The sequence below is a fragment of the Mogibacterium pumilum genome (assembly GCF_002243385.1).
Classification (GTDB): Bacteria; Bacillota; Clostridia; order Peptostreptococcales; family Anaerovoracaceae; genus Mogibacterium; species Mogibacterium pumilum.
This window is the reverse complement of sequence record NZ_CP016199.1, coordinates 491,508-505,176: the sequence shown is the minus strand read 5'-3', so window position 1 is coordinate 505,176 and position 13,669 is coordinate 491,508. Positions and strand designations below refer to the sequence as shown.

Genomic DNA, 13,669 nt, shown 5'->3' with positions numbered 1-13,669 from the left:
ATATGTTTATGTACTAAAAAAATACAAGGGGGAACATTTACCAGAGATATCCGTGTAAGTGCAGCATCATATTAGTTCACAGCCTAAAAAAATAGAGGGGACACTGCCGCACACCCTCTACTACCTAAAGAAAGTACCTAAATTTAACACTCATGAATATGGTATGAATATGTTATTTGATTATATATGTATATATATATGGGTATATCTTGATTACTTATCCTTGTCTTCATTATGCTTTTCTTCTCTCTTGCGCTCTATATGCAGAACCAGCCCCGTGAGAGCGAAGAGAGCGATAACGTTAGGTATTACCATCAGCTGGTTAAACATGTCCGAAAGCTCCCATACAAGGTCATTTTCAGCGCACGTACCTAGGAAGATAAATACTAACGCAATCACTGTATATATCTTTGCTGCTTTTTCGCCGAACATATAGATCATGTTGATCTTACCAAACATATTCCATCCTAGGATAGTCGAGAATGCGAAGAAGAAGAGGCAAACTGCTACGAACGTCGGACCAACTTTATCGCCAAATGTAGATGCAAATGCTGTCTGCGCAAGATTTGTCTTGTCGATTCCTTCAGGAATAACGCCTTTACCTATCGGACCATCTGGTGTATACATAGTCGAGATAACTACGAGTGCATTAAGTGTCAGGATTACAAATGTATCAATGAATACTCCAATCATGGCTACGGTACCCTGCTCATGAGGATTCTTAACGTTAGCCTGTGCGTGAGCATGTGGAGTCGAACCCATACCAGCTTCGTTTGAGAACAGGCCCCTCTTGGCTCCTTGCGAGATTGCAGTCTTAAGAGCCATACCGAAACCTCCGCCGACGATAGCCTGTGGCTCGAACGCATACTTGAAAATCATTCCAAATGTAACTGGGATGTACTGGATACGCATTGCTAGTAGAACCACTCCGCCAAGGATAAAGATTGCTGCCATGATTGGGACAACCTTTTCAGTAACGGAAGCAAGTCTCTGAGTTCCACCGATGAAAATGAATCCGCAAAGTATAACTAGAACGATACCTATTGTCCATCCAGGTACTCCGAATGCTGTGCTAAATGTAGCTCCTATAGAATTCGATTGTACCATGCAGCCGAAGAATCCGAGAGCCAAAGTGATGGCTACTGCAAAGAAGCCAGCAAGGAACTTTCCAAAGCCACCCTTAAATGCAGTTCTAATATAGTAAACCGGTCCTCCGAGCACTTCACCCGATTCAGATTTCTCTCTAGTTTCGATAGCGAGTGTAGCCTCTGCATAGATTGTAGCCATCCCGAAAAATGCGATAATCCACATCCAGAAAATCGCCCCAGGACCACCAGTCAGGATAGCTCCTGATGCACCAACGATGTTACCAGTGCCAACCTGTGCAGCGATAGCAGTTGCAAGTGCCTGAAATGAACTCATACCGCTGTCTTGTTTATTTCCCTTGAGCAGTATTCCTCCGAAGGTTCTCTTGAATCCCTCTTTAAAATATCTAATCTGTACGAACTTAGTTCTAAAGGTATACCATAGTCCAACACCTAATAACATGAATATCAACACATAATCTGATAGAAAAGCGTTAATCGTTTGTACAATCGGAAGCATCTGTTCTCTCCTTTAACTAAAAAATTTCTAATCGCTAGTCCCTATGATTCCTAGCGCAATGTACTGATGTAAGTGCATTATAGAACGATATTAGCAAAGAGGGTAATTTGTGTCAACACATAAATATTTTTTATTTTATTATTTGTATATACAATTTTAGCCTCTGATTTTGTATTGCACTATAACTGAAATTAGCTATGCTGACCCTTATACAAGCAAAAGAGACATCTTTCGATGCCTCTTTGCTTGCACGGTATTATTTAACTTAGGTTAGCAGGTATTTATATTATAGTTATTTATAACCGCTTGCCTTAAGATAGCTTATTAGTTCCAAATGTAGTCTTTGTATTGTACTTCTTATCGAAAGCTTCCCTCAATAGCACCTTTGTGCTTAGCGATGATTTTGCACTAGTCTTTACAGTTGTCGAATACTTTCCAGTAACTGTAACCACTATGTTACTATCGCCCTTAACAGCTGTCTTTCCATTAACCTTGATTGTAACAGTCTTGCCGTTTGAATCTACAATCTTTCCACCCTTTTCTACGTTCAGATTCGATACTTTAGTGCTCTTGGTTACAACCCACTTCGAAGACTTGTCTACATTTACTGTCAGTGGTGACTTAGATGTGCTTCCTGCCGAATTATTTTCGATAGTCGCAGAGCCTGTCCACGTCGAATTCTTCGTAAGATGTAGGTTCACATTACTGATGGTATCTACGGTGATATTTCCCTTTAGAGTCTGCTTGATTCCTGTAAATGTCACCTTTCCTCCGTTGCTACCCTGGTTTCCCCAACTATTGGAATTGTTTCCACTAGCGTTGATCAGATCCACCTTAGAGCTGTCAAAGTCAAGCTTCGTATTCTGAAGAACTACTTTTGCATTGGTATTGGTCACGTAGAACATTGCTCCGCCTGAAATTGTCGATTTAAGTTTAGAATCTACAGCTTCAAAATCTCCCAACTTAGAACTTTTAGCTTCCGCATCTCCAGAGGTTGACTGGTAGATGATAACTCCGTTCTTGATAGGATCGCTTCCAGAAATTGCATCGTTTGTACTTGTGAGCGATGAATTGTATATCAGAATTCTGTTCTGTCCCTCTATACCAGCAATCTGGCTACCCGTAGCTGTGCCCTTTACGGCATCTACTTCTATATCTCCCGTTGAGTAAATTAGAGGAGAACCAGAGCCTGCTGTCTTTAATGAGCTATTTGTCACAGATATGTATCCGCCGCCACGATCAGTGGCAATCGCTGCACTGTGATCTCCTTCTGTGCTAATATTCATCTTATTTGCATAGATTACTCCGCCATAAGTTGCATCGAGACCACGTGAGTTTCCGCCTTTTTTGGTCGTAATTTTTACATCGTTAGCATATACTGTTCCATTATCTGTTGCGAATATACCGTTGCTACCTTCACTGGTTGATTCGATCGAAGTCTTAGATATGAACATCTTAGAGCCCTTGCCTACTGCCAAAGCAGAGGAATTGATTCCGTAGAAGTTCACGTTATCTCCGTTAGTATCATCGCCAGACTTTGTAACCTTAGAGTTCTTAACAGTTAGCGTTCCACCACTCTTTGCGAGGAGTGCGTTTACATCTGCTACGTCAGAATTGATAGTCTTGTTAGTAGCATTAACGCTCTTCTTACTAGCAGTTAGCTTACCCTTGTTAGTTCCACTGTAGTCGTAACTCTGTGTGTTAGCTCCTCCACCTGGTTCACCTGATGGCGGCTGACCTGGCGCATCATTCTGGCTAGATGAACTATTTCGGCTATCTGATTGTGGCTGTACGCCACTCTTACCGTCCGCTGGCGGTTGGCCACCTGAATGTGGTTGTCCGTCGCCCTGTCCATCTGATGGCGGCTGTCCAGGTGCTCCATTCGAAGAGTCGCTATTTGACTCCGCTTTGTTCTTGTTTTTAGATTTGGTCGATTTCTTAGTTTTAGATGTCTTCTCCGTCTTACTCTTTGATTTACTTGAATCACTGTATATCTTTGACGGGCTCACATATGTGAGTTTAACAGAACTATCTGCTGCTGAAACCTGCCCTGATAATGAAGACCATCCACTTAATGATGCTGCAGCTATCATCACAGCTATAAGAGCTGCCGCTAACTTATTTTTGATTGCAGCCTTACGCATTTCATCCACATCCTTTCATGATTCCCTGTTTAATTTTATATGTTAGATAATTGCTTTTCGCTAACTTAGCTTATACATATTATGCATAGCAAACTTGTAGCAAAGCTGTTCACTATCTGAAGGACAGATATAGCAAATAAGTGTTTCTGTGGACTTGAATATGAATATAAATGTATAAATTATGTATTTAATATTAGCATTTGTGTATAAAAAACGCGACCAGCATATCGCCAGTCGCGCCCCTCTCTATATTCGCTTGTACGAATCTTATTTTACGCCTGTGCTGTAGCCTTTGCCTTTGCTTCAGCTGCCTTTGCAGCCTTTTCAGCTTCAGCCTTCTTCTTGGCATTGATTGCCATCTTAGCGTGTCTCTCGTTGTAGCTGTTGATTGATCCTGTAGGACAAACGCCCATACACATTCCGCAGTTCTTACACTTCTCATAATCTACAGCTGCAACATTGTTGTTAACGTGAATTGCATCGAACTTACATGCCTTTTCACACTTTCCGCATCCGATACAACCGTTCGAACACTGCTTTCGAGTAACTCCGCCCTTTTCAGTGTTCATACATAGAACGTGAACTTCCTTCTTAAAAGGAACCATCTTGATGATGGACTGTGGACAGTTTACAACGCATTTTCCACATGCAACACATGTGTCTCTATTAACCTTAGCAACGCCATCGATAATTCCGATGGAATCAAATTCGCAGACCCCTACGCAGTCTCCAAGACCGATACATCCCTGCGCGCAAGCTGAATTGCCATTAAAGAATGTCTTGGCACCTGCACATGACTGCATGCCCTGCCACTCAAGAATCTTCTTGGAAGCATCGCAAGTTCCGTTACACATTACCTGTGCTATCTGCTTATCTGCTCCACCTGCAGAACGTCCGAGGATATCAGCAATCTGCTCTGCGCAAGAAGCTCCACCTACGGTACAAGCACTGCAGCTTGTCGACTCATCGTTAACTACTGCGTTTGCGTAGTCTTCACATCCAGCGAATCCACATCCACCGCAATTAGCTCCAGGAAGGATTTCTTTAATTGCAGATACTCTCTCGTCTACCGGTACGTAGAAAGCGTGTGATGCGATTACTAGCAAGAGAGAAGCTACGAATCCTGCACAAACTACAAGTATTACTGCTGTCATAATTGCATTCATCTATACCCCTCCTTACTGGAATAGTCCTGAGAATCCCATGAATGATAGAGAGAGGATTGTTGCACTTACGAGTACCATTGGAACTCCCTTAAATGCAGCAGGCACGCCCTCTTCATTCCATAGCTTCTCTTCACGAACACCTGCAAACAGTACCATCGCAAGTCCGAAACCTACTCCAGCTCCAGCTGTGTAAACGATAGCCTGAATGTATGTGTAGTTATAGTTGATTGCGTTGATTGTCGCACCGAGGATAGCGCAGTTTGTTGTAATCAGAGGTAGGTAGATACCGAGCGACTTCTGAAGTGCCGGCATAAACTTCTTCATGAACATCTCAACGAACTGTACTAGAGCCGCGATTACAAGAATGAATACTACAGTCTGTAGATATGCGATATCTAGCTTATTAAGTAGCTGCTGGATTGGCCATGTTGTAATCTCCGCAATTACCATTACGAATATTACCGCACCACTCATACCAACCGCCGATTCCATCTTGTTAGAAACTCCGAGGAATGAGCAGACTCCGAGGAACTGCGATAGCAAGAAGTTATTTACAAGAACGATCGACATAAAGATGATAACTAAATTTAACATTATGCCTCAGCTCCTTTCTCTTCTGCTGCAACTTCCTTAGCTTCTGCTAAGTTGCATGAATTGTACATTGGGCATGTCCCACAGCTAAACGATGTCTTCTTAAGCGCCTTGCCCTTAGTGATTACGTTGAGCACTGCGATGAGAACTCCGTATACGAAGAATCCACCAGGTGCTAGGTTGAAGAATCCAATTGGTGTGAACCATGAACCGAATACTGTCATTCCGAACCATGTTCCTGCTCCAAGTAGCTCTCTGATTGTACCCATAACTGTAAGTGTGAGTGTGAATCCGAGACCCATTCCGATTCCATCGAGTGCAGAATCAAAGATGGTGTTCTTGTTAGCAAACGCCTCAGCTCTTCCGAGGATGATACAGTTTACTACGATTAGAGGAATAAACAGACCGAGCGACTTGTAAAGTGCCGGCACATACGCCTCTAGCAAGAACTGAACTACTGTTACGAATCCGGCGATTACTACGATGTAGCAAGGGATTCTTACTTTGTCAGGAATAACCTTACGTAGCAATGAGATTACTACGTTAGCTGCGATCAGTACCGCTGTAGTTGAAAGTCCCATACCGAGACCGTTCGAAGCGGATGAAGATGTAGCTAGTGTAGGGCAAGTACCGATTAGAAGAACCAGTACCGGATTTTCCTTGATAATACCATTCGTTAGAATGGATAACTTATTCTTGTTGCTCATTTATTTAGCCCCTCCCATAGCTTTGTACTGTTTTAGACCAGCGAAAACAGCTTCGTGTACAGCCTGTGAGGAAATCGAAGCTCCAGTGATGTGCTTAACCTTCGAATTTGCATCCTTAATAGTCTCGCTTCCAAGATCTGTAAGTCCCTTGTACTGTCCAAGGTGCTTTGGATCCTGAGCCTTAGTACCGATGCCAGGAGTATCCTGCGCGCTCATAATCTTAACGTTAGTGATCTTACCCTTGTTGTCGATACCAACCATAGCAGTTAGAGTACCACCATAGCTGTTGGAATTTACAGTTACCACTACACCTGAGCCATTTACAGCCTTGGATGCCTCTGTAACGTAAACCTTATTCTTCTGAACTACTACGAGCTCGCCGTCATAGTTCTTGAATTCGCCTTTAGCCTCCGGAATCAGCTCGGACTTAGCCTTGTTGGACTCCTTGAGGTTGTTCTCATCGATGATTGGCTTCGTAACACCGTATGCCATAGCAAGTGCAAATGTAACTACGAAACAAATCAGTACGAGCACTAGGATCGGCGAAATGAAACTTGAAAATGCACTTTCTTTTTTCTTCATTATTTCGCACCTCCCTTTACATAGCTCTTATACGACCATCTGTTGATAAGTGGTGTGCAGATGTTCATAAGTAGGATTGAGAAGGAAACACCTTCCGGATAGTTACCCCATAGACGGATAGCCATTGTGATAACTCCACATCCGATACCGAACAAAATCTGACCCTTTGTTAGTTTAGGTGATGTTACATAGTCTGTAGCCATGAAGAATGCCCCAAGCATTACACCACCAGCACATAGGTGGAAGATAGCCATGTTGAAGTCACCCTTGTAGTATGCAAGAGCAATTACGAATACAGTTCCGAGGAACGCACATGGAATTGCTGGGGAAATTACCTTTCTCCAGATTAGGAATAGTCCTCCAACGAGAAGCGCAAGAGCACTCACTTCACCGAGGGATCCGCCTGTGAATCCTAGGAACATATCCATGTTGGATGGAAGGTCAGCCTTGCTAGCGCCACCAGCAACGAGTGCTAGAGGTGTAGGTCCTGTTACGGCGTCAGTCTTAGCTGCCATTCTTGGAAGTGGCCATGTTGTCATCTGTGCTGCAAACGAGATGAACAGGAAGATTCTGGCAGTGATTGCCGGGTTAACGAAATTTCTTCCGATTCCACCGTAAAGCTGCTTAACAACAACTACAGCTACGAAACATCCTAGTACTGCCATCCAAACCGGGAAGCTGGATGGAACGTTAAATGCGATTAGTAGACCTGTTACTGCTGCACTAAGATCGCTGATTGTCTGTGGCTTCTTAGCAAGCATATTGTATATCCATTCGAAAGCTACACTGGCAACTACGCAAGCAATTGCTAGTAGCAGAACTCTAGCTCCGAAAATATATACGCTGGCAACTAGAGCTGGAAGCATTGCAAGCAGAACAGTCCCCATTAATTTGGTAGTATCTTCATCTGTAACAATATGTGGAGATGTGGATACTATCAGATTGTTATGAAATTTCTTGTTATCCATTCTTCTTCGCTGCCTCCTTTACCAAGCCTTTCGCGAGCTTATTGGTAAAACTCAAAGGTCTTCTTGCAGGACATACATAAGAGCAGCTTCCGCACTCCATGCACTGCATAACCTTGAACTTATCAAGTGACTCTGCGTCGTGTCTCTCGTAGAAATCTGCGTAGAGCATAGGAACGAGCTTGAATGGACATCCGTGGTGACAACGACCACAGTTGATACATCCAGTCTCGGTCTTAACTGTAGCTGACTCCTTGCCAAAGCATAGAAGTGAACCGGTATTCTTAACAGTTGGAGTCTCATCAGAGTGAGTTGCACGTCCCATCATAGGTCCGCCCATTACGACCTTCTTAGGCTCCTGCTTATATCCACCGCAGAATGCAACTACATCAGCGATGCGAGTTCCGATTGGAACGAATACGTTCTTAGGTTCAACAACAGCATCTCCATCAACAGTAATTCTTCTCTGAACAAGAGGCATACCCGTTCTAAAGTACTGTCCGAGAATTCCTATTGTTGAAACGTTACATAGAATTACACCAAGCTGTGCAGGAAGAACACCGGCATTCATAACCTTGCCAGTGGTCTCATATACGAGCACACGCTCAGCTCCCTTTGGGTATCTCGACTGCAGCTTGAACACCTCAATGTTAGTGATTCCGTTCTGCTGAATCAGTCTGTTTAAGTTTTCGATAGCGTCAGGCTTGTTTTCCTCGACACCGATGATACCCTTCTCAAGGTTCAGATACTTCATAGTTAGAAGCATACCGTCGAGAATATCCTGTCCATCCTCTACCATAATTCTGTTATCACCTGTGATGAATGGCTCGCACTCAGCACCGTTGATAACGAGAGTAGTACATTCGTCTAGATTTTTTGGATCCATCTTGATGCTTGTCGGAAACGAAGCACCTCCTAATCCAACCATACCACTAGCTCTTACTGCCTTGACAAAATCCGCATGACTCTCAATGTGAGGAATCTGAACTTCTTCACTGATCTCCTGCTTCTTATCAGTCTCAATTACGATATGTGTCTCCATTCCGCCCATCGAAGAACGCACTGATGTAATGTCAGTAACTGTTCCGGATACGCTGGAATGTACCGGTGCACTAACGAAAGCTTCTGTGTCACCGATCTTCTGACCAACTTTGACATAGTCGCCTTTAGCAACGAGAGGCTGACAAGGAGCACCAATGCTCTGCGACATGCAGATTTCAACCACATCCGGAATTGGCATCACTTCGGTCTCACGACCTGCAGTATTCTTGTGATGCTTAACCAAAATGCTTGGTAAACGTTTACCTTGGCTCATCCTTAAGAACCCTTCCTTTCTTAGATTCGTACAAATAATATCCATTGCATGAGAAAAATTATACATCAAAATTCCCTATAAGTCACCTCAAACTTCCTTTAAAAGTACACATTTGGGCTCAACTTTAACTCTCCCCTCTTCATCTACCCCCAGAACCACATGTTGTGCTACTAATTGGTCTCTAATGTACAAGATAACCGATTTATTGAGCACCTCTCCAGGACATGCAATCGGGCTTCCTGGCGGATATGGGATGATAGATTCATAGAGGACTCTACCCTCTGAGTTATATAGCGGAATTTCTTCATAGGTGTCAGGAATTCCGCGTTGCTCTAGCCTTTCTGTCAGCGCAGAATCTGAGGCCGGAGTCGCATGTGCCGCGGGCTCAGCGACAGAATCAGTACTATCCGATGCTGATTCCAGGCGGCTCTCTACGGTTTCCGTGCGGTTCGAGCTGCTTTTCGGTTCGCTTTGCGCGGTTTCCATGTTGTTCGAGTCGCTTTTTGGTCCGTTTTGCGCGGTTTCCATGCGGTTCGAGCCGCTTTTCAGTTCGATTTGCGCGGCTTCCGTGCGTTTTGAGCTGCTTTTCGGTTCGTTTTGCGCGGCTTGCATGCGGTTCGAGTCGCTTTTCGGGTTGCTCGATACGGATTTAAGTTCGGTAGCAGACTCTGAAGTTTGGTTTTGCACTTCTCGAGCAGCCTTTTCCGCGGCAGTGATTCTGCCGCGATACTGTGCCGAGAGGTCACGCAGGACGGCCAGGATATCTTCGTAGTCACCTCTCTCGTTTCCGATTCCCGTCATCAGCATCACGTAGTCGCCATGCGTGAGTTCCACCCAGATGTTTCGCTTCTCGAGCTCCTCCACCAGTTCGGAGCCACCGAGGCCGAGAGCTGACATTGTGATATTGACCTTGGTTTCATCAAGGTCGATGCGATCAATGAGCCCGAGGCCGTCGATTCGGGCAGCCTCTTGGTAGAAGTACTTGATGTCTCTATCCCAGTTTTTGATGAGATTGTAGCCGTCCATCCTGAGTATTTGTTGATTGATATCGAGGCTGCCCATCAGCAGATAGCTCGGACTTGTAGTCTGTAGCATGCGGAGGAGCTCGCTTATCCTAGAAACATCCGGCCTCTCGGTGCAGATGTTGAGAATTGCGGAGCCTGTAAATGACAGCAGAGTCTTGTGCGTGCTGTCAACCACAATGTCGGCTCCGCAATTCTCTGCCGCACGGTGCGGGAGCCCATCTTCGCTGCGCAGGTAATCAAAAAACTTAAGGTGCGCACCGTGCGCCTGATCGACAATCAAAATCCTGCCGTGCAGGTGAACGATATTTGCAATCCTCTCGATATCCGATAGCACACCGTAGTAGTTCGGGCTGGTCACCAGCACGGCTTTGATCTCTGGATCTTCAATCAGAGCCTCTTCGATCTTCTCCGGATCTAGTCCAAGCTGGAGTCCAGTTTCATCATCTATCTCGGGTATTATATACACTGGATTTATACCACCGAGTCTTAGTGCCCCATATACAGATCTGTGCGAGTTCCTTCCCATTAGGAGCTTCTCACCTCTAGGAACAGTTCCGAGAATGGCTGCCATAAGTCCGGCACTACTGCCATTCACAAGAAGCTCTGTGTGCTTCGCGCCATATAGACCAGCATAGCTGTCCATCATGTCTTTGATTCGCTCACGCGGCTGCTGAAGCGCATCGGCTCCAGGAATCTCAGTTATATCATTTCCTATTACATTCTTGATGAAATCTCCGAAACCGTATATCCCATACAGCGTACTTCGCCCTTTGTGACCTGGCATATGGAACGAAATCGGGTAAGTCTCCTTGTGATACATAAGGAAATCAGTCAGGCTGACTCTATCTTTCACTTTCATATGTCAGTATCCTCCTTTCAAACGGCACCTGAAGCGTAGATGCCTTACTTAGTAAAAAGCACAAAGAACAGATTGCGACCTTACCAGGCCATCTAGTTCCTTGTGCTTATGTCGCATAGATATTTATTAAGATCGGAATCTATACTTAATCCGCTGTTCGAAGCACCGTTCTAAAGAAAGTTCGACGTTCTGTTCGAAATGCATTTTGAAGTGCTGTTCTAAATACGGTATGGAACGCTGTTCGAAGCGTTATTCAATTCGCTAATTGAGCGATTTCTTACTTAATTACATCTCTTCCAACGTATGGTCTTAGAGCCTCGGGCACTACCACGCTGCCATCTTCCTGCTGGAAGTTCTCGAGGATAGCCGCCACAGTTCTGCCGACTGCTAGTCCGGATCCATTCAGAGTGTGTACGAATTCAGGCTTTGCCTTCCTCTCTCTTCTGAAACGGATATTAGCTCTTCTAGCCTGGTAGTCTTCGAAGTTCGAACAGCTGGAAATCTCAACGTATCTTCCATAGCTTGGCATCCACACTTCGATATCGTAAGTCATCGCTGCTGAAAACCCGAGGTCTCCTGTGCATAGTCTAACTACTCTGTAAGGAATACCTAGCTTCTGTAGCACTTCCTCTGCATCATGTGTCAGCTTCTCAAGCTCCTCGTAAGAGTTGTCAGGATTTGCTAGCTTAACCATTTCAACCTTGTTGAACTGATGCTGTCTGATAAGTCCTCTAGTATCGCGTCCTGCAGAGCCCGCCTCCTTACGGAAGCATGGCGTATATGCCGTGTAGTACACAGGCATCTCTTCCGGCTCAATAATCTCATTTGAACGAAGATTAGTAACTGGGACCTCTGCAGTTGGAATCAGGAAGAAATCCTTTGCAGGTACGTGGAACATGTCGTCCTCAAACTTAGGAAGCTGTCCGGTTCCAGTCATAGCCTCGCGGTTAGCCATGAAAGGTGGTAGAATCTCGATATATCCCTGCTCCTCTGTGTGCAGATCGAGCATGAAGTTGATTACTGCTCTCTCAAGCCTTGCTCCGATACCTTTGTATACTGTAAAACGAGATCCCGAAATCTTGGAAGCACGCTCAAAATCCAGGATTCTGAGGTCCTCTCCAATGTCCCAGTGCGCCTTTGGTTCAAAAGTGAACTCGGTTGGCTCTCCGAACTTGCGAAGTTCGAGATTCTCCGTATCATCCTCTCCGAGCGGTACATCTGGGTGTGGCGTATTGGGAACGTAGAGCAGCGCCTGACGGAGCTCCTCCTCCACTTCGCTAACCTGTGCATCTAGAACCTTAATCTCGGCGCTTAGCTCCTTCATCTCTGTAAACAAAGCGGAAGTATCCTTGCCTTCTTTCTTGAGCTTTGGTACCTCGCGCGAAGCTGTATTCTGCTTGTTCTTGAGCTGCTCAACCTCTGCAAGAAGCTCTCTCCTCTTGGTATCAAACTTTAGCACGTTATCGATGCCGAAATCGCCTTTGCCACGTCTCTCAACATCCGCTTTAACGCTATCGAAGTTTTCTCTCACTCTTTTGACGTCAAGCATTTCTTAACCCCCATATTTCGTATCTTCCTAAATATTCTTAAAATAAGTTCTTGATATATGTACTGTATGCACTTCTAAGTTCCTCAACCTTATCCTGAATCAGCAGCTCATACTTAGAAGCCGCATCAAAGTCAGATTCGTCAATCGCTTCTCTCGCAAGCGTTAGGATTGATTTGCTATCGATGGAGTCCTTACCGAGCGCAATACGCAGGCTGTTTACTCTTCTCCAATTCATTATATCATAATCAGTTGCTTCGAGCTCGTTATGTCTTTTCTTACAATTTCTAACAAAATCCATAGCATTAGGCAGAATCCTATCGCGAAACTCCATGACCCACTTCATCGACATCTGAGCGCGATATGACATAACTACATCCTTTGCAGTCTCGTCCCCACCCGTGATCTTTGCAATCTCATCCTCAGGTCTGTCAAATGCCTTAAAATTCTCCCACACTGTAGCCGGAGCTTTTCCGAAAAGTTGTTCTCTCTCTTCCTTCGTAAAGCATTCAAATACGTTTAGCTCAGTTCTGTACTCTCTGTCCTTTGCTAGGTAGAAGTCTTCTTCTCCCACTTTTTTGGAGATGGATTCTGCAAGCTCTGCAGGAGTCTTCCCGTTAGATAATACAGCCTTGATTCCGTCGAGCATGAGCATGAATGACGCTCCCACAACTAGATATGTATTGCTGTGTGGGTTTGGAGATCTGAGCTCAAATCTTGTAGACATCGGATTCTTCTGGTCTCTGACTAGTCCGATTAAAACAGTTCTATTTCTGGACGGCGTCACGCAATCCTTGCCGAGCGATGTTACGATGCAGACTGGCGCCTCGTATCCAGGTTTTAGTCTTCTAAATGCATCGTGAGTCTGAGCCACGAAAGGATTCAGAAGCTCGTAGTTGTTCAGGATTCCCATGAGCGCACCGAAGCCAACAGGACTCATATACTCGTTAAGTCGATCCTTAGACTCGAATAGGTTAACAGTTTTGCCTGACTTCAGCTTTGCAGCTACGCCAAGGTGAGTGTGCTCTCCGCTTCCCGCAACGCCCGGCATAGGCTTTGCAAGGAAAGTCACCTCAAGGTTGTTCGCTCTGAATACATCCCTTACGATATGTTTAATCTGACCTTCGTTATCCCCTGCTTGCACAGGGGTTGAGAATCTCCAGT

The 13,669-nt window shown here is 44.8% G+C and carries 10 protein-coding genes and 1 pseudogene; all 11 read right to left on the bottom strand.

Features of this window, described 5'->3' with window-relative positions; genetic code table 11:
* Positions 1-213: 213 nt before the first annotated feature.
* Positions 214-1,605 carry an alanine/glycine:cation symporter family protein gene (locus tag AXF17_RS02485; protein ID WP_094233662.1) on the bottom strand — a complete coding sequence of 464 codons (1,392 nt, stop codon included), beginning with the start codon at positions 1,603-1,605 and terminating at the stop codon, positions 214-216.
* Positions 1,606-1,916: 311 nt separating this feature from the next.
* The gene (locus tag AXF17_RS02480; protein WP_237049064.1) at positions 1,917-3,749 is read right to left on the bottom strand and encodes an autotransporter outer membrane beta-barrel domain-containing protein; all 1,833 of its coding nucleotides are present in this window, start codon (positions 3,747-3,749) and stop codon (positions 1,917-1,919) included.
* Positions 3,750-4,021: 272 nt separating this feature from the next.
* Positions 4,022-4,915, bottom strand: coding sequence for an RnfABCDGE type electron transport complex subunit B (locus AXF17_RS02475; RefSeq protein ID WP_094233660.1), 894 nt, complete (start codon positions 4,913-4,915; stop codon positions 4,022-4,024).
* Between the two features lie 12 nt (positions 4,916-4,927).
* Positions 4,928-5,509, bottom strand: a complete 582-nt coding sequence (locus tag AXF17_RS02470; protein WP_094233659.1) for an electron transport complex protein RnfA — start codon at positions 5,507-5,509, stop codon at positions 4,928-4,930.
* On the bottom strand, positions 5,509-6,213 hold the full coding sequence (rsxE, locus tag AXF17_RS02465; RefSeq protein ID WP_094233658.1) for an electron transport complex subunit RsxE: 705 nt from the start codon (positions 6,211-6,213) through the stop codon (positions 5,509-5,511). The genes AXF17_RS02470 and rsxE overlap by 1 nt, the downstream gene beginning before the upstream one ends.
* Positions 6,214-6,795, bottom strand: a complete 582-nt coding sequence (locus tag AXF17_RS02460) for an FMN-binding protein (protein WP_094233657.1) — start codon at positions 6,793-6,795, stop codon at positions 6,214-6,216.
* Positions 6,795-7,763 (bottom strand): RnfABCDGE type electron transport complex subunit D, encoded by a 969-nt coding sequence (locus tag AXF17_RS02455; protein ID WP_094233656.1) that lies wholly within the window; start codon positions 7,761-7,763, stop codon positions 6,795-6,797. The genes AXF17_RS02460 and AXF17_RS02455 overlap by 1 nt, the downstream gene beginning before the upstream one ends.
* On the bottom strand, positions 7,756-9,141 hold the full coding sequence (gene rsxC, locus AXF17_RS02450) for an electron transport complex subunit RsxC (protein ID WP_237049063.1): 1,386 nt from the start codon (positions 9,139-9,141) through the stop codon (positions 7,756-7,758). Before rsxC ends, AXF17_RS02455 begins: the two co-directional genes overlap by 8 nt.
* A 21-nt stretch (positions 9,142-9,162) precedes the next feature.
* A complete protein-coding gene (locus AXF17_RS02445) occupies positions 9,163-10,959 on the bottom strand; it encodes an aminotransferase class I/II-fold pyridoxal phosphate-dependent enzyme (RefSeq protein ID WP_094233654.1) in 1,797 nt (598 codons plus the stop codon).
* 277 nt (positions 10,960-11,236) lie between these two features.
* The gene (gene serS, locus AXF17_RS02440; protein ID WP_094233653.1) at positions 11,237-12,508 is read right to left on the bottom strand and encodes a serine--tRNA ligase; all 1,272 of its coding nucleotides are present in this window, start codon (positions 12,506-12,508) and stop codon (positions 11,237-11,239) included.
* Between the two features lie 37 nt (positions 12,509-12,545).
* Positions 12,546-13,669 (bottom strand): annotated as a pseudogene (locus AXF17_RS02435) (glutamine synthetase); the annotation flags it as partial.

Excerpts from the sequence above, each read along its gene's own strand:
- rsxE (WP_094233658.1), bottom strand. The coding sequence starts at position 6,213 with ATGAGCAACAAGAATAAGTTATCCATTCTAACGAATGGTATTATCAAG.
- AXF17_RS02455 (WP_094233656.1), bottom strand. The coding sequence starts at position 7,763 with ATGGATAACAAGAAATTTCATAACAATCTGATAGTATCCACATCTCCA.
- AXF17_RS02445 (WP_094233654.1), bottom strand. The coding sequence starts at position 10,959 with ATGAAAGTGAAAGATAGAGTCAGCCTGACTGATTTCCTTATGTATCAC.
- AXF17_RS02460 (WP_094233657.1), bottom strand. The coding sequence starts at position 6,795 with ATGAAGAAAAAAGAAAGTGCATTTTCAAGTTTCATTTCGCCGATCCTA.
- AXF17_RS02475 (WP_094233660.1), bottom strand. The coding sequence starts at position 4,915 with ATGAATGCAATTATGACAGCAGTAATACTTGTAGTTTGTGCAGGATTC.
- AXF17_RS02485 (WP_094233662.1), bottom strand. The coding sequence starts at position 1,605 with ATGCTTCCGATTGTACAAACGATTAACGCTTTTCTATCAGATTATGTG.
- AXF17_RS02470 (WP_094233659.1), bottom strand. The coding sequence starts at position 5,509 with ATGTTAAATTTAGTTATCATCTTTATGTCGATCGTTCTTGTAAATAAC.
- serS (WP_094233653.1), bottom strand. The coding sequence starts at position 12,508 with ATGCTTGACGTCAAAAGAGTGAGAGAAAACTTCGATAGCGTTAAAGCG.
- rsxC (WP_237049063.1), bottom strand. The coding sequence starts at position 9,141 with ATGTATAATTTTTCTCATGCAATGGATATTATTTGTACGAATCTAAGA.
- AXF17_RS02480 (WP_237049064.1), bottom strand. The coding sequence starts at position 3,749 with ATGCGTAAGGCTGCAATCAAAAATAAGTTAGCGGCAGCTCTTATAGCT.